This is a genomic window from Mesorhizobium sp. SARCC-RB16n (genome assembly GCF_008520305.1).
Lineage (GTDB): Bacteria > Pseudomonadota > Alphaproteobacteria > Rhizobiales > Rhizobiaceae > Mesorhizobium.
The window spans coordinates 44,625-66,054 of record NZ_ML703279.1; the positions used below are offsets into that span (position 1 = coordinate 44,625).

The following is a 21,430-nucleotide window of genomic DNA, read 5'->3' on the forward strand; positions in this document are numbered from 1 at the left end:
CACCCGGGTTCACGCACCGAACGCCGTAGTCAGTAAGCCGAAGGAGCTTCGGCCCAATAAGCCTGGTCGGCGTTGCTGACGAGGTCCCGGGCGTTGGATACGACATTGGGCGATGAGCCAGCCCCGACTGCAGCGGATGTTTAAGCAACCGCCAGACTGTGCTCCGCGAAACGTGCCCAGAAATAGCGTGTGCCGTGTATGCTGCGGTCGCTCGTCAGATGTCGGCTTAGGCGTTCACCTGGCGTCGTTCCACACACGGTGATTGCGTGCCAATGCTGAAGCCCCTGTAGCCATCGACAGCAACTTCGTCACATATCTGTTGATAGGTCGGCAAACCACCGACGTACGGCATGAACACAGCCGGCTTTCCTGGGATGTTTACGCCCAGGTACCAAGATTTTGCCTGGGTATACAACGTTCCTTCGGCGACTTTCCTGACCTGTTCCATCCACTGTTCTTCAGCTGACTGAGTTGCCTCTATGTACCGGCCGTCCACCTCTATCAGGTGAGCAATGCACCTAGCTATCCATTGAACATTGTCTTCAATCGCCACGATCACGTTGGTCAGAACTGAAGGGCTCCCAGGTCCTGTTACGATAAACAGGTTTGGGAAGCCGGCGCTCATCAAACCAAGGAACGTATTCGGCCCATCCCGCCATTTTTCCTTCAGGGTGAGTCCCTGCCGGCCGACAATATCGATTTTGCTGAGCGCCCCAGTCATGGCATCAAAACCGGTCGCCAGCACCAAACAGTCCAGCTCGTAAAAATCAGAGCCCGCTGCAACTCCCTCGGGCGTTACTTCGCTGATCGGGTTGGTCCGAAGGTCGACGAGGGTGACGTTTTCGCGATTGAAGGTCTCGAAATATCTTGTATCAGCACATATTCGCTTCGCCCCGATCGGGTGATCGACCGGCGTCAGCAGCTCAGCTACTGAGGGATCTTTAACAACTTCGCGGATCCTTTCGCGAACGAATTCAGCAGCGGTCCTGTTTGACTCGGCATTCTTCAGCAAGTCCGCAAATGCCGCCGTAAATCCGGTTCCTCCCGCAGCCCAACGCCTCTGGTATTCTTGGACCCGCTCTTCCGCAGGGACGGCCAATGCAGATTTATCACCAAGGTCGCATAAGATGCCTGCTGGCATCGAACGTGCCTTCTCACGCCGTTCAGAATAGGATCTTTTCCAGGAATTCTCGTACTCGGCGTCCATCGGCTTGTTTCGTGCCGGAATACTGAAATTTGGCGTACGCTGAAACACGTACAAGTGCTTAGCTTGGGCGGCGAGTTCGGGTATCACCTGTATACCCGACGAGCCGGTGCCGAGGACGCCAACTTTCTTGCCAGACAAACTGACCGCCTCATGGGGCCAGTTGCCCGTGTGGTAGATGCGGCCGTCGAAGGTGTCGAGCCCGGGGATCTTAGGTGTCTGGGCAGCCGAGAGACACCCGGTGGCCATCACGCACCACTTGGCTTGATACTGCGTGCCCTGATCAGTCGAGACCAACCATCGGCTCTCTTCCTCCTGAAACGCGGCCCGTGTCACTCGAGTGTTGAATTTTATATCAGGAAGCAAATCGAACTTCTTCGCCACGTAGTTCGCATAGGCCAGGATCTCCGGTTGCGACGCATAGCGCTCGGTCCAGTGCCACTCTTGCTGAAGCTCCTCCGAAAACGAGTAGGAGTACTGCATGCTTTCAACGTCGCAGCGCGCGCCCGGATAGCGGTTCCAGAACCACGTTCCGCCTACTCCCGAGGCGCTCTCAATCACTACTGCGGTCAGGCCCATGTTGCGTGCAAGATACAACATGTACATGCCAGCAAACCCAGCGCCCACGATGACCACATCACAGGACCTGGCCACCTCGCCGTCGACGCGGCCATCCAAGACATCGGTATGCTGCACGAGCTGCTTCCTTTGCAAGTTTTCGGCTGAGTAGGCGTCTCTAAGCTGCCAAAAAAAACTGCGATGCGCACGCACCAAAAAACTCAACCGCCCCATACGTTTTTTTCCGGACCGCTTTTGGAAACGGAGTGCTAAGAGGGTGTTCAGGGAACGGCTTCTCAGACTTGATCGAGCGGCTCCGCTGAAACGCGCCTCCCGTGCTGTTCGAGACATGATCTCGCCCGTGGACGTCAGAATTTAAACGAGAGCGAGCGTCCAGCCGGGTCGCATGGAGGCGGTACGGAGTATTGATATCGGACCGGGTCCGACGAGAGAGCCAATAAAATCACAAAGGGAGAATAGGCCAATGAAGTCGCTGTTTCGTTCCATCCTGCTAAGTTCTGTTTTGTGCTCACCGACGGCCTTTGCTGGCGAAAAAGTGATACCGGCGTGGGACGGCATCACAGAAAACCTCATGCAGACTTATATCGTGGATGAGGGCTTGCGCCAGCTGGGATACGATGTGGCAGATCCCATCCAGCTCCAGATCCAACTGGCTTATGTTGCGATGGCAAAAGGAGATGCGACATTTTTTGCAGCCTACGCGGAGCCGATCCACGACCAGTACCTGAAGGAAAACGGCGGGGAAGCCGTTCTGACCCGGCTTGGGCATATTTCGGCGGATAACATCCAGGGTTATCTGATTGACAAGAAAACAGCGGATGCAACTGGTATCAAGTATATCGAGGATCTGAAGGACCCGGCGAAGGCGAAGCTGTTTGACATCGACGGCAACGGCAAGGCTGATCTTTATGGATGCGAGCCTGGGTGGGGGTGTGAGGTTATCATCGAGCACCACCTCGACGCCTATGGATTGCGTGACACCGTTGAGGAGAAGCAAGGTGGATATTTCGCCATTATTCCCGATGCGATCGAACGCATCAAGGAAGGCAAGCCGACGCTTTACTACACCTGGACCCCGCTATGGGTCTCCAGCATTCTGCAGCCCGGGAAAGACGTTGTTTTTCTGAACGTCAAGAAGACCGATCTGCCCGCCGGCCAGACCAGCACGGAAATACCCGGTCTGGGCAATCTTGGTTTCCCGATGATCCAGCAGCGGATTGTGGCGGCGACGTCATTTGTCAAAGGCAACCCCTCGGCCAAGAAACTGTTTGAGCTCGTTGCGATTCCGATCGAAGACCTGAATGCGGAAGACCTGCGGATCTACAAAGGCGAGAACTCCAATGACCAGATCAAACAGCGCGCCCAAGAATGGATTTCCCAGAACAAGGCGAAATGGGATGGTTGGATCGCTCAGGCGAAAGCTGCACATTAGCTGACAGCCGACCCGCAGGAGAGTTCAATTGATTGAAAACAGCCTTCGAGACCAAGTGGTCATATTGACGGGCGCTGCCGGTGGGATCGGCAGCGCTATCGCTCGGACGTTTCATCGGTTGGGCGCGCGCATATTGCTGGCTGACTATGATGAACAGGGCGTATCGAGCCTAGCGTCATCGCTGGATCCTACAGGCGAGCGGGTGATATCCGTCGCCTATGACGCAAGTAAGCCGGCGGATGCTGACGCTGCGGTGTCGACATGCGTCGCCCGTTTCGGCCACATCGACCACCTCGTTCCGGCAGCAGCAATTTTCGAAGATCAACCATTCGCCACTATGACAGACGCACAGTGGCGCAGAACGATGTCGGTAAACCTCGATGGAGTATTCTACATCTGCAGGCGATCAATTCCTCACATCAGGCCTGGGGGAACAATCGTAACCATTGCGTCATCTGCTGCTCATGAGGGCTGCTCGCCCCAGCATGTTCATTACGGGGCTTCGAAAGGGGGAGTGCTGGCATTCACCAAATCTCTGGCGAGGGAGCTTTCACCGAACATACGGGTAAATACAGTATCTCCCGGGACCATCGACACTCCGATGGTGGCGGACCTTCTGAGGCAAAAGGGCGACAAATTCCTGTCTATTACGCCGGCGGGTCGCTTCGGTACCGGCGAAGAAGTAGGCGATGCGGTGGCATTCCTGTGTAGCAACGCTTCGAGCTATATTATGGGGCAGACCATTCACGTGAACGGCGGATCATATATGGGAGGCTGAGGCCCCAGGCCCGTTGTCGTGCTCATCGGCAATGCGAATTCCTCATAGAACTCTGCTCCCCCCTTGACGACGGCCGGGCCCCCCTACCAACAGGTGTAGCCGCCATCCACCAACAGTATGGTCCCCGTCATGTAGCTTGACGCATCGCTCGCCAGGAATTGCACTGCGGACGCGATTTCCTCAGGCTCTGCGAAGCGACCCATCGGGGTCTGATTAGACCATGCGGTGATCACCTCTTTCGGATACTTGTCAGTCATGTCAGATCGCACAAAGCCAGGGGCAACTGCGTTGACGCGAACGCCCGATCTTGCCCACTCGCACGCAAGTGTCTTGGTCACCATGTTCACGCCAGCCTTGCTCGCGTTGTAGGCTGTGACCACGGATTGTTGACGGGTAACGATCTCGCCGCACATGGAACTGATGTTCACGATAGCTCCAGAACCACGTTCCGCCATTAGCGAACCGAACGTGCGGCTGCAGTAGAACACGCCGTCCAGGTTGACTGAGAGGACCGTCCGCCAGTCCTCGTCGGTGGTATCACGGGTTGGGGCGGCGCGAGACACGCCAGCATTGTTGACCAGTATATCAGGGCAATCGACAATTCTGCCGGCGAGTTCGCGCACTGCCTTTGCGTCAGTGACGTCGAGTTGATGGACCTGCGGTTTGACGGGGAACCGTTGGGCCGCTTGCGGGAGACGGGACTCATCGGCGTCACTAAGAATGATATTGGCGCCGGCTCGTTGCAAGGTAAGGGCGATCTGCAAACCGATGCCGCGCCCGCCGCCGGTTATCAAAGCCGTTTTCCCGGTTAGATCGAATTTGCTATGAGAGGGCTCCGTAGCCGGCATTGCTTGCTCCTGCGTTCGTGGGGGACTCGATCATTGGATCTGCAAAGAAGAGCTCTCGGCCCGTCGGTCTCGGCGAGGACCTTTGATGGAGGTTTGACATTCGATCTAATCGAAAGTCTCAGCGTGAGTTGGCCTCCCGACGATCGCGGACTTTCAAACCTCGACGTTACCCTCAGCCTCGAATGCCAAGCAGAAGGTCACGACGGGAAATCATTCCCACCGGTCGATTGTCGTCCATAACCGTTATGTCTCCACTATGATGGGTGGCCAACTCGATGACGGCACCGATCTTGTCGGTAGCTGCTACAGTGGCCCCATTGTGATGCGCCATGGTCGAACAATCGGCGATAGGCCTCATGATCTTTCGAGCGGTCACAAGCTCAAGCCTTGAAATGCCCTTCACGAAATCCGCCACATACTCGTCCGCGGGCTCGGTGACAATTTCCTCCGGAGTGCCAACCTGGACGAACCGGCCATCTTTCATGATTGCGATATGAGTGCCGAGCCTGATCGCTTCATCGAGGTCATGAGTGATGAAGACGGTCGTCTTTCTGACGACTTTCGAAAGTTCAAGGAATTGCTGCTGAAGCTGTCGACGGATCAACGGATCGAGGGCAGAAAACGGCTCGTCCATCAAAAGTATCTCTGGATCGGCCGCCATGGCCCGAGCCAACCCGACACGCTGTTTCATGCCGCCTGACAACTCATCCGGGAACCGCGTACCCCACTCTTCCAGGCCTACGAGCTTCAGCTTCTCCTTTGCCGTATCCATGCGCTGAGCCTTACCGACGCCACGCAGTTCCAAGCTCAGGGCCACGTTGTCCTGAACGCTGCGGTGGGGCAACAGCGCCATATTCTGAAATACCATCCCTACGCTCGTTGAGCGAAGGGCTCGCAGTTGAGAGTTGCTCAAGGCACCTACATTGCGGCCTGCGACAATGATCTCGCCGTCGGTGGGCTCCACCAAACGGTTGATGTGTCTTATCAGGGTCGACTTGCCCGATCCGGACAGACCCATAATGCAAAAAATTTCGCCCTCACGGACTGAGAAGGAGACGTCGGCAACTGCGGTGACCGCTCCGTACTGCTTCAACACATCGGACTTGGAAAGGCCTTGCTCCCGAATGGCGTGAAGCGCTTGCTTCGCCTTATTTCCGAAGATTTTCCAGATACCGGAACACTGAACGACGGGATTGGTCATTGGAAACCTTTACCTCCGATCCAGTCGCCGGGCGTTCACTCGGGATGGCCGAAAGAGTCGGATGGCATGTTGAAGTGCCGCAGCTGGGCCGTGTTCCCAGATCTCCCCTGGACGCTTTCGAGGCTGGGCGAGCGCTTGTGTAATCCGATCCAGAATGATCGCCAACGCGACGATACCGAGGCCTCCAATGCTGGCAAGCCCAACATCGAGACGGCCAATGCCACGAAGCACCATTTGGCCGAGTCCGCCCACCGCGATCATTGAGGCGATCACCACCATCGAAAGGGACATCATCAGTGTCTGATTGACGCCTGCCATGATGGTCGGCAGCGCCAGAGGCAGTTGAGCTTTCCATAGCAATTGACGATCAGTGGCGCCAAAAGCGCGCATGGCTTCATTGACCTCTTCTGATACCTGACGGATGCCCAAATAGGTTAAGCGGATAACCGGAGCGACTGCGAAGATTACGGTAACGATGACGCCCGGCACGTTACCAATGCCGAAAAGCATGACAACGGGAACGAGATACACGAAAGCCGGGATTGTTTGCATGCCGTCAAGAATCGGCCTGAGAATCGCGTACAACAACTCTGATCTGGTCGACAGAATCCCCAGAGGAATGCCGATGGCCACCGAAAAGATCAGTGCAGTGAGCACGATCGACAGTGTCGTCATGGTTTCCGGCCACACCCCGATAAAGCCTACAAACAGGAGAATGGCCACCAGCGCGGCCGCCAGCCGCCAACTTGCGAGTTGCCAAGTCAGCAGCATGACGACCAAAATGACCAAGGTCGGCGGAACCGTCGTCATGAAATTGGTGAGCGACTGCAAGACTGTGTCGAACGGCGCCTTAACTGTTTGGAAGAACGGTCGATAGTTCTCGACCATCCAACCCAACCCCTCGCTTACCCATGAAGCGAGCGGCAGCTTCCCGCAATCAAACGGATTCAACAGGCCACAGCCGTTCATCATAGTTCCCCGTTTAGCTCGTCAGCGGTTCACTCTCAAAACTACCACGAGTTCCCCGCAAGAAGAGGCGTAAAAAAGTAGTGTGACGGATGACTTTATTTCGGCGATCGCTCGTTCTGCGGCAAACAAACGGTTCAACTTAGTGGGGGCCGAGCTTTCAATCCTAAATCCGGAGGGTAGCGCCCGATCATTGCACGCGGCTGACTCGGTGTGATGATGTCGTCGAGATCGTTTGTCGCTCGATGACCGGCGCCGAGGCACTGGCCAGCGATGCGCTTAGAGTTGCGTCTATCAAGGTAAGGGTTGAGCGGCAGCTCAGCGATCTTCCTCTCACAATGGTCGATAAAAGCGCGAAAAGCGACGAAGTGTGGCACCCGCAACGCCAGCGGTTGGCCGGCCTTGGCTTTTTCACCTTACAGGCAGCGGAAGCTTCTTGGTACGGCCGCCATCGATGACGAACGTCTGGCCGGTGACGAATGCGCTTTCTTCAGAGGCCAGCCAGACAGCAAGACTGCCGATATCTCTCGGTTCCCCTAGGCGCCCGACCGGATGCATCAGAAGGAGTTCCCTCCGGAAGGAGTCGTTATCTGGCATGCTGTCGATGTACACTTCACTGAGGTCGGACATGATCCAGCCTGGGGCAATGGCATTGCAGCGGATCCCTTCGTGCCCATGGTCCACGGCGATCGCTGCCGTGAAGCCGTGAATGCCGGCTTTCGATGTCGAATATGCAGGATGACCCGGATTGGACGCCAGCCCTTCGATCGAACCTATATTGACAATGCTTCCGCCACCCCGCTGCCGCAGATGAGGCAGCGCAGCCTTCGTCAACAGGAATGGGGCTTTCAGATTGATGTCCATCATCTGATCCCAGTCCGCTTCGGTCATTTGGTCGACGGTTTTCTCGAACATGATGCCGGCGTTGTTGACGAGGACGTCCAAGCCGCCGAGCCGTTCCGCGATGGTATCCACGGCGGCAGCAATTTCCCGGCCGTTCGCGAGATCGGCTTTCACGTAAATGACGCGATGATCGAGCATCGCCTCAGGAGGCGCGTTCCTCTGCACAATGACGACCTGTGCCCCTTCTTCCGCAAAGCGCTCCGTGATGCCCGCGCCGATGCCGCGCCCGCCGCCGGTTATGATGGCGATCTTGCCCCTCAGTCTGTCAGCCATGGTGATCATGCCCGCGTAAATGACTGGCGCATGGCGGCGTCCAGTCGCGGGGGGAAAGCACTCGGCTGAAAAATGCGCGAGATATGTCGGGCCACGTCTCGCGAGACAGCAGATTTCTTCGTGGTGCCAGTCATAAGCTTGAACTATTTCCTGAACGGACGGTCCCGATCATACTCTCCGAAAGTTGGAAGAAGACCAGTGGCTCGGCCCTGCAAAAGACTCATCCCCTTGTTGAGTTGCAGGGCGCGCAGATTGGCCCAACGTTACGGCGACGGATACTAATTGAATGGCGTCGCAGATCAGCAAGGCTGGTTCGTCGCGTTGCTATAAATTAGTCGGGAAATGGTTGTATAGAAGCCGTCACCGGCTGCAAAGGTTTTCTGACGCCCCGAGCATCTCTTGCTCAAAGGCTTCCGCCGCGCAATCATCCAGCCGTTTGGGGATCTTGAGATGGTTCGCCGCTATTACGACCTGCCGTCACTGACCGCCCTGGCGGTCTTCGAGGCGTCCGCCAGGCATTTGTCGTTCAAACTGGCGGCTGCGGAACTAAACGTCACACCTGGTGCCGTCAGCAGGCAGATCAAAGCCATTGAGGAGGAGATCGGGGTTCCCCTGTTCGTGCGGCTTGGGACCGGCGTGATGCTTACCAGCGCAGGCGAAGATCTCTATGCAGTGCTGGCAAGTGGCTTTTCCAAGGCATCCGAGGTTGTCAGAACCGTTAAGCGTGGCGATCGATCTAAGAATGTAACTGTCGCCTGTTCAGATGCATTTGCATCAATGTGGTTGATACCGCGCATGCCCGAATTCTGGACTCGGTTTCCCGATATTGCGGTCGACCATCTCATCTCTGACAATGCCCGAGACTACCGGCGCGCCGAAGTAGAGCTGCGCATCAGGTATGGGTTTGGTTCATGGCCCGACGAAACCACCGAAACGCTTTTCGACGACCTCATCTATCCCGTTTGTGGCCCCGGCTTCGCACAGGTGCACAGAGACGCCACGGCCGAATCCTTGCCCGAGCTCCCGCTATTGCACGTCAATTGGGTCGATCCTGACTGGGCCGACTGGGACGAGGTGCTACGACGGGCAGGAATTCCTCACGGAGCACCGCGTGGTCGCAGGTTCGGCAAGTTCTTCGTGACGTTGCAGGCTGCCCAAGCCGATCAAGGCGTGGCCGTTGGCTGGCATCGACTGGTCCATCCGCTGATAGAAGAGGGCAAGCTGGTCAGGATTACCGATCTCGAATTACCTGCCCCGGGAGGATATCATCTTACCTGGAACGACAATCGGACCTTGTCGCCTGCGGCCGAACTGTTTCGGAAATGGTTGAGAGAGGCCGCAGCCGAGGAACGGACCACTTGACGGGCTAGAGCTCGCGGCCAGCGCGCTTCTGCATCGCCCAAAGCTTCAGCGGCGCTCCGATCGACATAAGTGGTTCCGGATAGAGCCGAGCTGGAGCGGGCTCGTTCAGGGCGTCCGCGACCATCGCTTCGTTGCTGCCGGCGGCGAGGTCGGCAGCTAGCATCCCGTACAGCGTGCCCTGCACCGTTCCCAGCCCGTTGCAGCACCCGGCAACGAATACCCTCTCCTCAACCTCGCCAAATGCCGGCGCGGAATTGAGAGAAAGACATAAAAGGCCTCCCCATCGAAACTCCATGGGTATTTCGCCCAGCATCGGGAAGCGCACCTGGAACGACCGATCGTGCGCCGCGCCGATTCGATTGATCTGCTTTTTACTCGTCGACATATCGGGATTGTAAGTGAAGGTGTTGCGGACGACGATGCGGTCGCCGATGCGCCGGATGGTCGATCCCATCGGGTCAGCCGGGATCAAGCCCCAATGCGGATCGCCGCCCAGGTCCGCCTGTTCGCTCTTGGAAAGCGGCCTCGTCATGCTGGCAAAGGTAAAGACATGCAGCAGACGCTTCTTGAAGAGGCCGAAGCTTTCGAGATGGCCGTTGACTGTCAGGATCAGCCGCGGTGCGGTGATCTCGCCCTCGGCTGTTTTCACAATATGCAGCTTGCCGGTCTGCACCGACGTGACCGCAGAGTCTTCGAATATCTGCACCCGACCCGACAAGCCCTCGGCGAGCCCTCTAATGAAGCCGGCCGGTTGCGCCATCACCGTCCCCGGCGTGAAAGTGCCACCAACGAAGAAGTCACTTCCCGTGACTTTCTTCAGCTGCGGTCGGTCGAGCCGCTCGAACGGCTCGCCAATTCGGGCCAGGTGATTTTCGAACTCGCGCAGAACGGCAAGCCCGTGATCGGTGGCAGCTCCGTGGAACTTGCCAGCCCGGACGAAGAACGGCTGCAAGTCGTATTCATCCGCAGCCGAGGCCGAGAACTCGATAGCGGCGCGGTTCATGCGGATGCGCTTGCGGTCATGGTCCTGGCTTCCACCGTAATTCTCGCCAGCTAATTCGTGCGGCAAATCGATCATGAAACCGGAGTTTCGTCCCGCCGCACCCCAGCCAACACGCTGGGCGTCGACCACGACGATGCGATCTTCCGGAACCAATTGTGTGAGGCGCCGCGCGGCCGCGAGGCCGGCGAAGCCGGCCCCGATGATGACCCAGTCGGCTTCATGGCGGCCGCGCAGCACCTCATGCGCCTTGGGAGGCGGTAGAATTCCGTACCAGCCTGACATGTTGATGTCGGCAGGCGTTCTTAGTGCCTGATGCACGCTCATGGCTTGGCCTAGTCGATGGCGCGCGAGACCTTCGGGTCGGAAATGTCCGCCCAGATGGTCTTGACTTCGGTGTACTGGTCGTGGGCGTGGAGCGACTTGTCGCGTCCGCCGAAGCCAGAAAGCTTGAAGCCGCCGAACGGGGTCGAGATGTCCCCTTCGCCGTAGCAGTTGATGGTCACCGTGCCGGCGCGGATGTCGCGCGCGATGCGATGTGCCTTGCCGAGATTGGCGGTGAAGATTGAGGCGGCAAGCCCATATTGCGTATCGTTGGCGACCCGAACGGCCTCGTCGGCGTTGGCAACCTTGATGACCGACAGCACCGGTCCAAAGATCTCCTCGCGCGCGATCGTCATTTCCGGTGTGACATCGTCGAACACGGTCGGTTCGATGAAATAACCCTTGCCGTGTTTGTGCGCATTGCCGCCCGCTACAACTTTGGCGCCTTCCGCGCGGCCCTTCTTGATGTAGCCCATGATGCGGTCGAACTGTTCCTTAGACACGATGGCGCCGAGCCGGTTGCTCGGATCCAGCGGCTCGCCCAACGGCCATTCGGTAAGCTTGTGCAAAACCGTTTCGACCAGGCGATCTTTAATCCTCTCGTGCGCGATCAGGCGCGAATTGGACGAGCAGTTCTCGCCCATGTTCCAGAAGATGGCCTGGGTCACATGCTGAGCGACAACGTCGAGGTTCTCGGCGTCGTCGAGCACGATGCACGGGTTCTTGCCGCCGCATTCTAGCACGATGCGCTTCAGGTTGGATTTGGCGGAATACTCCAGGAATTTCCGGCCGACATCGGTTGACCCGGTGAAGGCGACCATGTCGATGTCCGCATGCATGCCGAGCGCCTTGCCGGTGATCTCGCCTGGACCGGTGACGATCTGCAGAACACCCGGCGGCAAACCGGATTCATACGCCAACTCGGCAATGCGCAGCGTCGACATATTGGTCTGCTCGGCCGGCTTGACAACGACGGAGTTGCCGGTTGCGAGCGCCGGGCCGATCTTCCAGGCCAGCATCAAGATCGGAAAATTCCAGGGCAGAACGCATGCGACCACGCCAAGCGGCTGGCGCACGATCAGCGACACGACATCGTCGCCTGAAGGCGAAGTCTGACCGTATACCTTGTCGGCGGCCTCTGCATGCCATTCCAGGCAGTGCAGCGCCTCGGGGATGTCTATGGTTTCGACGTCGTAGATCGGCTTGCCGCTTTCGAGCGTCTCGAGCACGGCGAGCTCATGGGCATTGCACTCCATCAACTTGACGAGCCGCCGCAGCACCCGCTTACGCTCGCTTGGATGCGCCCGCGACCAAACGCCCGATTCAAACGCCAGCCGTGCCTTCTCGACAGCGAGATCCACGTCGGCCTGACCGCATAATGCTATCCGCGCGATGACCTGCCCCGTCGCAGGATTGATTGTCTCGAAAGTCTCCCCGGATTGGGCCGCCCGCGCCTTGCCGTCGATCACCGCGTTGGTTGGCAGGGGCAGGCTGTCTGCCAGGTTCTGGTACTCATCACGCGTTAATAGCGATGACATTTTCGGCAGCCTTCTTCTGGGGTTTCGCGGTGATAGAGGCAATGACTGCCTTGAGCGTGCGGATCGTCGTCTCGAGTTCCCGCTTGTGCTGTTCGTCGAGCTCCCGCATCGGCCGGCGCACGGGACCGGCCGGCAAGCCGGCGAGCTCGCAGCCGAACTTGATGCTCTGCACAAACTTGCCGCCCTGTTCGAGAAGGCGCATCAGCGGCAGCAGCGCCGACATGATCCTACGTCCCCTGGTGAAATCCTTCTCGATGACGCAGGCCTCATAAAGCGCGATGTGCTCGGCCGGCAGGCAGTTGCCGGCGCCGCAGACCCAGCCCTTGGCGCCCCAGGCGAAGAACTCGAGGGCCTGGTCATCCATACCGCAGAACAGATCGATATGCGGATAGTCGCGCGCCAGGGCATGCAGCTGATTCATGCTGCCGCTGGATTCCTTGATGGCGCAGAAATTGCTGCTCCGGCCGACCCGGTCCAGGAACTCGAGGTCCATCATAGTGCCGGTGCGGCCGGGATAATTGTACAGCATCACCGGTAGGTTGGCGGCCTTGTCGATCGCCAGCGCATGATTGGCCAGTTCGAGCTGCGTGGGGACGGCGTAGTACGGCGCGCCGATCAGTATGCCGTTATACTTCAGGTCCTTGGCGACCAGCGCATATTCGATGCAGTCTTCGGTCCGGATGGCGCCAACGCCGGCGATCAGCGGCACCTTGCCCTTAACCATGGTCTTGGCAAGCTTGAGCAGACCGACGCGTTCGTCCCTCGATTGGGCATAGTACTCGCCGGTCGTGCCTCCGACGATGATGCCGTGTACCCCCGACGAAACCAGATGCTCGACCATCACGCACAAACCGTCGCGGTCGATCGATCCGTCAGAGTGAAACGGCGTGGTGACGGGCGGAATAATGCCTTTGAAGGACATCTGCCTAGCTCCAGATCTGGCTACAGGCTCGTTGTTATATGTAAGTCGACGAGCGTGAGCAGCCGAAATAAAATCACTTGGCAAGTTACTGTTTTGCAGCACCGACGGTGCCATCCAAGATTCGCGACATGCGTGGTACCGAGAGCGAGTAGCAACCATCTGCCCGATCCCGACTCAGGAATGTGGCGGCTCGTTATTCCGGCTGTCGTCGGGTCCGCTCGTCCGGAAGCGGCGTATGGGGTATATTCGCTGTTTAGTCCGGCAAGTAAGGGGGTCACCGGCCAACAACAACGCACCCGCCGTGATCAGAGTAACATGGCTGATGGTCCGGTTCCCGCTAACGCGAAAGCATCGCTTCGATCTCGACCAGACGGAAGTGAACGGCCGTCTGGTTTGCCCGAGTTATTCCAGAAATCTTTTTGGCGTCCTCCTCAGCACCCCCGCGCCGGTAAAGGGATAGCACGTCCGTTCCGCCTCTTTTGCTCCATCGTACTCAGAGTGTTCGAAGATATCAGAGCAGCCGCCGTACGGCGGCTGCGATGTCATCCTTCGTCGGGAAGAAACCCTTCTCGAGGGCTGGGCTGAACGGGACGTGAATGTCCGGAGCGCTCAGGCGCAGGATCGGTCTCCTCAATAGATCGAAAGCCTCTTCTGCCATCACTGCGGCGATTTCACTTCCGACGTTACAGACGCGGTGCCCGTTCTCGACGATCACAAGGCGACCGGTCTTCGCGACAGACATCTTAACGGCCTCATGATCGAGCGGCTTCAACGTACGTGGATCGATCACTTCGACCGAAACGCCTTCCTCGGTGAGCGCGTCGACAGCTTCGATCGTTGGCCGAATCGCGCCGGCAATAGCGACAAGGGTTACGTCCCTTCCCTCGCGCTTCACATCCGCTTTGCCAATCGGGATTACACGGTCCGGATCTGTGGGCACATCGCCCTCGAGCGACCACAGGCGAGCGTCTTCGAAGACGAGTACAGGATCGCCGTCACGAATGGCCGACTTCATAAGGCCCTTGATGTCGGCGGCGCTGGTCGGGCTGATGATCTTGAGGCCCGGCACATTCATGAAAAGCGGATAGGGCCGATCGGCATGCTGCGCGGCCATAGACCCCGCCGAGTACATGAAGCAACGAAACACGATGGGAATGTCGATCTGGCCCCCGGTCATAAACCGCAATTTCGAGGCCTGATTGATGATCTGATCCGAGGCGAGATAGACGAAGCTGGCAGTTGAGAGGTCTACGATGGGTCGCAATCCGCTGATGGCAGCCCCGATTGCGAGGCCGGTGAAACCGCCTTCTGAAATCGGCATGTTCCAAACCCGCCTCTTACCGAACCGCTCAAAAAGTTTACCGCGGCCGTAGATGGAGACGTCCTCTCCCATCAAGATGACGCGCTCATCACGATCCATTTCCTCTATCTGCGCTTGCACGATTGCTTCGACATAGGTCATCTGAATATCGGTCCCGTGCGGCGCGGCGTGTTTCTGTGCATCGGTATGCATGTCGACTAATTCCTTTTCAGTCTAACAACGAAGCTGGAAGGCTTTAAATCGGCGTGTTGAACATATAGTCTGAAAACGTTTCTGTCTCGGGCATGGGGCTATTCAAAGCAAATTTTACAGCCTTCTTGATATGTTCTGTGACCTCCTCTTCGATTTCTCTTAAAGTCTTTTCACTTACGCCTTCTTCGAGGAGGACAGCTCGATACAGCAAGATCGGATCCCGGTCGCGTTTGTGAGCTTCGATTTCTGCAACGGATCGATAAGGCTGCCCGGGAACCAGCAAACCATAGTTGTGCTCATCGAACCGATAGGTGTTAGCTACTATGAGAATAGGCCCCTCGCCCGCGCGTGCTCGCGCGACGGCCTGTGCTGTAGCTTCAAAGACGGCGGTCACGTCCTGCCCGTCAATCGTTACTCCTGGCATGCCGTAACCCGCCGCCCGCAGCGCGATGTCCGGCTGCGCGTGGCTTTGCTCCACCGAAGTCACGATTGCATAGCCGTTGTTCTCGCAGAGATATATGGCCGGAAGCTTCCAAAGCGATGCCATGTTGAGACTCTCATGGAAGGTGCCCTCGTTCACTGCTCCATCACCGAAGAAGCAAAGGGTAACCTGATCGACGCCTCGCACGCTGGCACTGAACGCGCACCCTGTAGCAAGGGGAATGCCTCCGCCGACGATGCCCGATTCGCTGATAATCCCGACTGAATTGTCTGCAAAGTGCATGGAACCGCCGCGGCCTTTGCAAATGCCGCCCTGCTTTCCCATCAGTTCGGCCATGAGTGCGTCCAGACGCGCACCTTTCCCGATTGGATGGCCGTGCGAACGATGCGTTCCGGTCATGGCGTCATCGTCCCGAAGGGCGAGACATGCCCCTACGATAGCGGCTTCCTGCCCCACGCTCGAGTGGAAGAAACCAGGGATCTTGTTACGACTGAATTGGCGCATAGCCTCTTCTTCGAAGCGTCTGATGCGAAGCATCCGCCGGTAAGCCTCTAGTTGCTGATCACCGTTCATCTGCATGATCCAACGTTCCTTCAAGATGCAGTAAAAGACGCAGTCTCGCTTGGGACTATTCGGGAAACCCCGACCGGTATGGCGGGGCATAAAGGCTGTGTCCAATCTCGTGCCATCTGCTGCTAGGCGTTATCGGCAGTTCGCCATCAGAAGGACCCCCTCTGTTCGATGCGGATCAAGCGGGCCTTCCATGCTGATGGCGCCGGAGGGACATCCAGTGCATTCACCCACTTTCAAAGCCAACGGACCAGACCTGTTTCGACGCGGCTTGGACAAGCGGTTGATCTGTCCTTCCTAGCTTTTGGGTAGCTCTTCTCGGTTGGACAGAGTGCGCAAATCGGCGGTTCGGGGCAAATGACGGTTGGATCGGTGCGCGATGCGCGCTTGCCATGGGGTTCAATCCCACCGGTCCAAGTTCCTTTGGAAGACAAATTGCGTTCATGGAAGACTTAGCTTAGCAGTGCGACCACCATCCACTACGAAGATTTGGCCGGTGACGAACGCAGCCTCATCGGAGGCTATCCAGGCGACCATAGCCGCGACTTCCTCAACCCGGCCGGTTCGACCCAGCGGGTGAATGGCACCAAGCCGCCCCCGCGCCCTCTCGGACAAAGCGGCGACAAAATTAGTGTTGAGCTCCGTATCAATCCAGCCAGGAGCCACGCCGTTACAACGAACCCCTTCTGGCCCACCATCCACCGCCACTGCGCGCGTCAGACCATGCAACCCTGCCTTCGAGGCACAATAGGCCGCGTGCCCAGGGTTGGACGCCAGCCCCTCTATCGAACCTATGTTGACAATAGCGCCGCGGGTTCTGCAAAGATGAGGCATAGCGCGACGGATCAGCAGGAAAGGAGCATCAAGGTTGAGGGCCATTGTGCGTCGCCACTCATCCAGCCCGATCTCATCTACTTTCGCCTCAACCATGCGACCCGCGTTGTTCACGAGAATGTCAAGGCGGCCGGCCTGTTGAACGACATTGTCAATGATCAGGGCTGGAACGTCGGGGTCGCAAAGGTCCGCTACAATCGTTTCTATACGGTCAGCCTCGTCAAGTTGAACCGAAAAGACCCGGGCTCCCTCGCCGGCAAGCCTGCCGGCGATTGCCGCCCCAATGCCGCTGCTGGCGCCGGTCACTAGCGCGACTTTCCCGGCGAAGCGGGTCATGCGACCGCCTTTCCGCCATTCACCTCAACAGGCGCGTCGCACATGTAATGGGCGGCAGCGCGACTGCTGCCTTGCGCGGCGAAGACGACTTCGCCCTGAGCGACCTGAAGATGCAGAATTGCGATTCTACCCCACAAAACGGAAAAGATCCTCTTGTCCATTAACCTTCTCTCTGGCCAAGTGCTTGGCAAAACGCGGAGCGATTTTCCGACTTGTCCGGCAGCGCCTTGCCTCACTACAAGGAAGGCTCAAGAATCGTGCCAACTGAGCAGAGCCAGCAGTAGAACAATATCTCGCACAATAACCGAGGCCTAAGTGGGAATGACCGGCGCCGACTCCGAGGGCCACAGTGTTAGGGTTTCGACAAAGTTGACAATTTGTGTCACGGTCCGACCGTTCCGGTAGGGTGCTGAGGATTCTGCAAATTCGCTGAGCGGGGACGGTCATGAGTCTGGTGAATTCAACGTCACCTGATTCTCGCAAAGGAACGCCACCAGTTTACACTGCATTACCTGTATTTTGCCCCAACGTTGCACTTTGTTTATAGACTGCAACACCTTCGCTTTGGCTGCCACTTGCGTTTAGAGTCCCACACGTGGACTTTCCTGAAGATTTCTACGAGCCACGAATGAGGACCAATCTCGATCTAGCGCGCTTGACACTGCTACACTTGCCGCCTCAGACTTGGGTTGTCGACGAGAGGTCATCGGCATCGGCGCGCGTGAAAGCATCCGAGCAGGCAATCGCAACAATTTTTACAGCGACCGCCTCGCTCCAGCCTGCTGACGACTTCGGACGCTCTCGACAAGGTGCTAGCGAGTGCCTGGTAAAGGTCTTCGCCAGGTCCAGTGAGCGTGACGCCCGTCGCGAGCCTTGCAACGAGTGGAACTCCGAGTTCCTCCTCAATAGCTTTGATCTGCCGGCCCACGGCGCCAGGCGTGACATTGAGCTCGGACGCCGCAAGTTTGAACGACAGATGCCGCGCCAATGCCTCGAACGCAGCAAGTGCGGTCGGAGATGGGAGATTGTAATATGGGTGGCCCATGAAATACTCTGTCAGACCAGTTGCTACAGGCAGCAGCTTGGTAAGAGACGCCTCCGCCAGCCGTGTTGTAATATTCGAAGCTTGCCAATCACCCGCTGATCTCAGTGAGCACAGCGGAAGCCTGACTGCTAGGATTGCGAAGCAAATTGCATGCCGGATTGACTACTATTTGCATTACACCGTTCGCCACGAACGGCCGGTCCGGCTTGGACAGCGTTTGTCTGGTCCCAACGCATTTGTCCAACTCCGGCCAGACAGCGCAAATGCTGCAGTTTCGAAGCACTTTGACCTGAACTTGCGGAACAGGAACTACTTTAAACTAGCTAGTTGTCTCGACCCCCGAACACCATCGATCTGAAAGCCATCTTCTGGGACAGGAAGTTCCCCATTGCCATCAGCCCTTGCTCCGGTGAGTCGATTGCTGCGGCATTCCATTCGGGTGGGCCTTCCCCGAGAATCTGAACGAAAAGTCCAGCAGGTTGAGCTCACCATAGGCGCGGCGTGACGTGATCGGCGCCAGGCACATGGAGTAGTGTGTCGAACTATTTGCCCGCCTTGATGGGCCGGTTGGCAAGCTGGTAGGTTGAGGACGAACCGAGATTGCTCGCCTCGCCCTGCAGGCCTGCGGCAGTTTTCGGCTCCTCGAGCAGGCGGGATTGCTTTGGGCGAGCCTTTTAAGACGAGCTGCCCATCTCCCCTTCTACAGGGCTGCCTCGGGAAGGTACGGGTGAGTCAAACTGCCAGGATAGGCAGTTTTCCCGAACAGCCCTCACGATTCCGGGAGACGGGCTGCCGTTGTGGCACGCCGGCGACGTTGCGTATTTGCGTGTCAAACGACGCAGGTGTCGGGTCTGCGACAGGACTGTTTAGCGGCGTTCCTACTTTCTTCAGCCAAATCGTTGAAAGCAATTGAAAAATGTTTTCTTCGCCTCCTTCGGCCAATTGGCACGAGCTTTGAAGCTCTCGTAGTGGAGGCGCAGCAGGCGCCGATGGGCCGCCACATTCCATATTTGTCGCTATACGGAGGAAATACCATGCAAACCAAGGACCAACGCACCGCGCTGGAGCAAGCCGCACGAAAGCGCATCAAGGACTCTCATGCCCTCGACGGAGACGCCGGCCGCTTGGCGGAGTTCTATCGCGGATGGGCCAGTGCCTACGAGCTGGAGGTTGGCCGCGACGAATACTGCGGACCCGTGATCGTGGCGGAATTGGCGGGTGCCGTGCAGACGGCATATTTGGCCAGGGAGCGACCAGCCATCCCAATCCTGGACGCTGGCAGCGGAACAGGCCTCGTTGGCGTGCAATTGGACCGCCTCGGCTTCCGGACGATCGACGGGCTGGATCTCTCCGAGGAGATGGCCGAAAAGGCCCGGCAAACCCAAGTCTACCGCCATATCCGAGCCGGTGTCGATCTAAACGGGCCGCTCTCTGGCTACCCCAGCGCGAGCTATTATATTACAGTCTGCTGCGGCGTCTTCACGCTCGGGCATGTCCGACCGGATGCGCTACGGGAGCTGGCTCGCGTCACGCGCCCGAATGGATTTGTTATCGTAAGCACCCGAAAAAGCTATGCGGACGCTACATGCTTTGAAGACGAGGTGCGGCATCTGCAGGATGAGGGCGTCCTTGTGCCGGCGCAGTGCTTAAACGACGGCAGGTACATCGCGGAAGAGGGCGCGCACTACTGGGTCTTCCGGGTACCCGAGAAGGCCAGCGCACCAGCGGAACACCGGTTGTGATCACGCTTCCGAAAATCGCGCTGCCGAAATGGCAGCCGACGCCACGCGTCTTTGCCCCGGGGGTGAATTGCACGCCCCATGCTTCAGCACGTTTGATGAAACCCGATCGGGACGAGATGCTGTTTCTGGCTGCCAACCGCAGGGTGGTTTCCGTCGATCTCTTGAACGGCACCAGCCTCGGGCGCTCATGGTCTGAGCAATAGAATTCAACTCGGCCGCGAGAGCGCATTGGCCGAGCCTAACTGACGCGACTCAACAGGGGTGACTTAATGACGAAACCGAATCTAGCCCAACTTGACGATAGGCTTCGAGCCCAGCGGCAGTCCTTCGAAAAATTCCCAGTTGTCGACATGGCTCCGCTGGTCGACGGAAGCGACAAGCGAAGCGTGGCGAAAGAGATCCGCTGGGCCCTGACCAATGTCGGGTTCATGTACGTCAAGAACCATGGTGTATGTGAAGAATTGGTGCATGAGACCTTTGCCCAGGCTCGCGCTTTCTTCGATCTGCCCGTCGACAAAAAAATGAAACTGCACATCAGCAATTCCGGCGTGGCGCTACACGGCTATATCGAAGTGTTTGGCGAAAACACTGATCCTTCAAAGACCAAGGATCTCAAAGAGTGCTTCGACGTCGGTCCTGAGCGGTCGATTATCGAGGGCCCATTCTTCGGGCCCAACCAGTGGCCGGCCGCCCTGCCCGGTTTCCGACAGAGCGTGGTCGCCTATCACGAAGCGATGAAAGAGTTGTCAATGAAGATTCTGAGCGGAATCGCGCTCAGTCTGGATCTCCCTTCAGATTTCTTTGAACCTCGAATGAAGAACCCAATCACGATCCAGCGGTTACTACATTATCCGCCGCAAACCGGAGTCGTGGACGAGAGGATCATCGGCATTGGCGCGCACACCGACTACGGCACCCTCACCATTCTCGCGCAGGACAGTGTCGGCGGGCTACAAGTTATGAACCGAGACGGCGCTTGGGTCGAGGGCACGCCCATTCCTGGGACCTTTGTCATCAATATCGGCGATCTGGTGCAGAAGCTTACCAACGACCTTTACCTAGCCAACTTGCATCGGGTGGTGAACACCTCGGGACGGGAACGCTATTCGATTCCATTCTTCATTGATGCCGATTACGACGCTGTTTTCGCGCCCCTGGAGAGCTGTGTCTCTGAGGCGAGGCCGGCCCGTTACCCACCGATCACCTGCGGCATGTATAAGTTTGAGCGCTTCGTCAAGACTTTCCCCCATTTGGAGCGGCGAAAACGCATTCATCCCGCCGTGAGCCCGGAGAGCCACAAATGATCTGAATAGCTCAAACCAAGTGGAACGCGAAATCACCATGAACAAACTTTGCATCCGGCGGCATCGCTCAGTCCAAAGCCTGCCACGGTCTTCATCGGCGAGGTTAGATTGCCGTTCACGAACTGCTTTTAGGCGGGGGCGGTAGGAGCGGACGACGCTCAACTCATCGCATTCATGTACGCGACTGGCTCGATCTTCACCAACTAATAAGCCGAAGGGCACCCCGGTGCGCGTTCCGGTGCATTCGAGGTACTTGGCATCGCCGACCAGTAAGGCGGACTAAACGAAATCTATCTTACAACTTATTACCTGCA

The 21,430-nt window shown here is 57.6% G+C and carries 19 protein-coding genes; 6 read left to right on the forward strand and 13 right to left on the reverse strand.

Going from position 1 to position 21,430, the window contains the following annotated elements:
- Positions 1-226: 226 nt before the first annotated feature.
- Complete coding sequence (locus C7I87_RS23500; RefSeq protein ID WP_281409068.1) at positions 227-1,900, reverse strand: flavin-containing monooxygenase; 1,674 nt, start codon at positions 1,898-1,900, stop codon at positions 227-229.
- Between the two features lie 346 nt (positions 1,901-2,246).
- On the opposite strand from C7I87_RS23500, the gene proX reads away from it, so the two are divergent.
- Both proX and C7I87_RS23510 read left to right on the forward strand, forming a co-directional pair.
- On the forward strand, positions 2,247-3,215 hold the full coding sequence (proX, locus tag C7I87_RS23505; RefSeq protein WP_149906444.1) for a glycine betaine/L-proline ABC transporter substrate-binding protein ProX: 969 nt from the start codon (positions 2,247-2,249) through the stop codon (positions 3,213-3,215).
- Positions 3,216-3,243: 28 nt separating this feature from the next.
- Complete coding sequence (locus C7I87_RS23510; RefSeq protein WP_246696376.1) at positions 3,244-3,993, forward strand: SDR family NAD(P)-dependent oxidoreductase; 750 nt, start codon at positions 3,244-3,246, stop codon at positions 3,991-3,993.
- A gap of 83 nt (positions 3,994-4,076) precedes the next feature.
- Here the strand turns inward: C7I87_RS23510 and C7I87_RS23515 are convergent, their stop codons facing one another.
- The 4 genes from C7I87_RS23515 to C7I87_RS23530 form a co-directional block, all read right to left on the reverse strand.
- Positions 4,077-4,841 (reverse strand): SDR family NAD(P)-dependent oxidoreductase, encoded by a 765-nt coding sequence (locus C7I87_RS23515; RefSeq protein ID WP_149906445.1) that lies wholly within the window; start codon positions 4,839-4,841, stop codon positions 4,077-4,079.
- A 172-nt stretch (positions 4,842-5,013) separates the two neighbouring features.
- Positions 5,014-6,042, reverse strand: coding sequence for a quaternary amine ABC transporter ATP-binding protein (locus tag C7I87_RS23520; RefSeq protein WP_149906446.1), 1,029 nt, complete (start codon positions 6,040-6,042; stop codon positions 5,014-5,016).
- A 9-nt stretch (positions 6,043-6,051) separates the two neighbouring features.
- Positions 6,052-6,930: an ABC transporter permease gene (locus tag C7I87_RS23525; RefSeq protein ID WP_246696377.1), complete on the reverse strand. Its 879-nt coding sequence runs from the start codon at positions 6,928-6,930 to the stop codon at positions 6,052-6,054.
- Positions 6,931-7,419: 489 nt separating this feature from the next.
- A complete protein-coding gene (locus C7I87_RS23530) occupies positions 7,420-8,184 on the reverse strand; it encodes an SDR family NAD(P)-dependent oxidoreductase (protein ID WP_149906448.1) in 765 nt (254 codons plus the stop codon).
- A 399-nt stretch (positions 8,185-8,583) separates the two neighbouring features.
- Between C7I87_RS23530 and C7I87_RS23535 the strand changes: the two genes are divergently transcribed.
- On the forward strand, positions 8,584-9,546 hold the full coding sequence (locus C7I87_RS23535; protein ID WP_306440515.1) for a LysR substrate-binding domain-containing protein: 963 nt from the start codon (positions 8,584-8,586) through the stop codon (positions 9,544-9,546).
- Positions 9,547-9,550: 4 nt separating this feature from the next.
- Here the strand turns inward: C7I87_RS23535 and C7I87_RS23540 are convergent, their stop codons facing one another.
- The 8 genes from C7I87_RS23540 to C7I87_RS36105 form a co-directional block, all read right to left on the reverse strand.
- A complete protein-coding gene (locus C7I87_RS23540; protein ID WP_149906449.1) occupies positions 9,551-10,873 on the reverse strand; it encodes an NAD(P)/FAD-dependent oxidoreductase in 1,323 nt (440 codons plus the stop codon).
- Between the two features lie 8 nt (positions 10,874-10,881).
- Positions 10,882-12,408 (reverse strand): aldehyde dehydrogenase, encoded by a 1,527-nt coding sequence (locus C7I87_RS23545; protein WP_149906450.1) that lies wholly within the window; start codon positions 12,406-12,408, stop codon positions 10,882-10,884.
- Positions 12,386-13,330, reverse strand: a complete 945-nt coding sequence (locus tag C7I87_RS23550) for a dihydrodipicolinate synthase family protein (protein ID WP_149906451.1) — start codon at positions 13,328-13,330, stop codon at positions 12,386-12,388. The genes C7I87_RS23545 and C7I87_RS23550 overlap by 23 nt, the downstream gene beginning before the upstream one ends.
- Before the next feature lie 511 nt (positions 13,331-13,841).
- Positions 13,842-14,843, reverse strand: a complete 1,002-nt coding sequence (locus C7I87_RS23555; protein ID WP_149906452.1) for an alpha-ketoacid dehydrogenase subunit beta — start codon at positions 14,841-14,843, stop codon at positions 13,842-13,844.
- A gap of 43 nt (positions 14,844-14,886) precedes the next feature.
- The gene (locus C7I87_RS23560; protein ID WP_149906453.1) at positions 14,887-15,864 is read right to left on the reverse strand and encodes a thiamine pyrophosphate-dependent dehydrogenase E1 component subunit alpha; all 978 of its coding nucleotides are present in this window, start codon (positions 15,862-15,864) and stop codon (positions 14,887-14,889) included.
- A gap of 432 nt (positions 15,865-16,296) precedes the next feature.
- Positions 16,297-17,025, reverse strand: a complete 729-nt coding sequence (locus tag C7I87_RS23565; protein WP_149906454.1) for an SDR family NAD(P)-dependent oxidoreductase — start codon at positions 17,023-17,025, stop codon at positions 16,297-16,299.
- Positions 17,022-17,186: a hypothetical protein gene (locus C7I87_RS35355; protein WP_188393967.1), complete on the reverse strand. Its 165-nt coding sequence runs from the start codon at positions 17,184-17,186 to the stop codon at positions 17,022-17,024. Before C7I87_RS35355 ends, C7I87_RS23565 begins: the two co-directional genes overlap by 4 nt.
- Positions 17,187-17,728: 542 nt before the next feature.
- Positions 17,729-18,070 carry a LysR family transcriptional regulator gene (locus C7I87_RS36105; protein WP_149906455.1) on the reverse strand — a complete coding sequence of 114 codons (342 nt, stop codon included), beginning with the start codon at positions 18,068-18,070 and terminating at the stop codon, positions 17,729-17,731.
- Between the two features lie 1,034 nt (positions 18,071-19,104).
- Here C7I87_RS36105 and C7I87_RS23575 point away from each other — a divergent pair.
- The 3 genes from C7I87_RS23575 (at position 19,105) to C7I87_RS23580 (ending at position 21,116) form a co-directional block, all read left to right on the forward strand.
- Complete coding sequence (locus C7I87_RS23575; RefSeq protein ID WP_149906456.1) at positions 19,105-19,812, forward strand: class I SAM-dependent DNA methyltransferase; 708 nt, start codon at positions 19,105-19,107, stop codon at positions 19,810-19,812.
- Positions 19,809-20,015 (forward strand): hypothetical protein, encoded by a 207-nt coding sequence (locus tag C7I87_RS35630; protein WP_210250650.1) that lies wholly within the window; start codon positions 19,809-19,811, stop codon positions 20,013-20,015. The genes C7I87_RS23575 and C7I87_RS35630 overlap by 4 nt, the downstream gene beginning before the upstream one ends.
- Positions 20,016-20,081: 66 nt before the next feature.
- Complete coding sequence (locus C7I87_RS23580; protein WP_149906457.1) at positions 20,082-21,116, forward strand: isopenicillin N synthase family dioxygenase; 1,035 nt, start codon at positions 20,082-20,084, stop codon at positions 21,114-21,116.
- Positions 21,117-21,430 lie beyond the last annotated feature (314 nt).

Excerpts from the sequence above, each read along its gene's own strand:
- C7I87_RS23530 (WP_149906448.1), bottom strand. The coding sequence starts at position 8,184 with ATGGCTGACAGACTGAGGGGCAAGATCGCCATCATAACCGGCGGCGGG.
- C7I87_RS23575 (WP_149906456.1), top strand. The coding sequence starts at position 19,105 with ATGCAAACCAAGGACCAACGCACCGCGCTGGAGCAAGCCGCACGAAAG.
- C7I87_RS23540 (WP_149906449.1), bottom strand. The coding sequence starts at position 10,873 with ATGAGCGTGCATCAGGCACTAAGAACGCCTGCCGACATCAACATGTCA.
- C7I87_RS23515 (WP_149906445.1), bottom strand. The coding sequence starts at position 4,841 with ATGCCGGCTACGGAGCCCTCTCATAGCAAATTCGATCTAACCGGGAAA.
- C7I87_RS23565 (WP_149906454.1), bottom strand. The coding sequence starts at position 17,025 with ATGACCCGCTTCGCCGGGAAAGTCGCGCTAGTGACCGGCGCCAGCAGC.
- C7I87_RS23580 (WP_149906457.1), top strand. The coding sequence starts at position 20,082 with ATGACGAAACCGAATCTAGCCCAACTTGACGATAGGCTTCGAGCCCAG.
- C7I87_RS23525 (WP_246696377.1), bottom strand. The coding sequence starts at position 6,930 with ATGGTCGAGAACTATCGACCGTTCTTCCAAACAGTTAAGGCGCCGTTC.
- C7I87_RS23560 (WP_149906453.1), bottom strand. The coding sequence starts at position 15,864 with ATGCAGATGAACGGTGATCAGCAACTAGAGGCTTACCGGCGGATGCTT.
- C7I87_RS23520 (WP_149906446.1), bottom strand. The coding sequence starts at position 6,042 with ATGACCAATCCCGTCGTTCAGTGTTCCGGTATCTGGAAAATCTTCGGA.
- C7I87_RS36105 (WP_149906455.1), bottom strand. The coding sequence starts at position 18,070 with ATGGGCCACCCATATTACAATCTCCCATCTCCGACCGCACTTGCTGCG.
- proX (WP_149906444.1), top strand. The coding sequence starts at position 2,247 with ATGAAGTCGCTGTTTCGTTCCATCCTGCTAAGTTCTGTTTTGTGCTCA.
- C7I87_RS23545 (WP_149906450.1), bottom strand. The coding sequence starts at position 12,408 with ATGTCATCGCTATTAACGCGTGATGAGTACCAGAACCTGGCAGACAGC.
- C7I87_RS23555 (WP_149906452.1), bottom strand. The coding sequence starts at position 14,843 with ATGCATACCGATGCACAGAAACACGCCGCGCCGCACGGGACCGATATT.
- C7I87_RS23550 (WP_149906451.1), bottom strand. The coding sequence starts at position 13,330 with ATGTCCTTCAAAGGCATTATTCCGCCCGTCACCACGCCGTTTCACTCT.
- C7I87_RS35355 (WP_188393967.1), bottom strand. The coding sequence starts at position 17,186 with ATGGACAAGAGGATCTTTTCCGTTTTGTGGGGTAGAATCGCAATTCTG.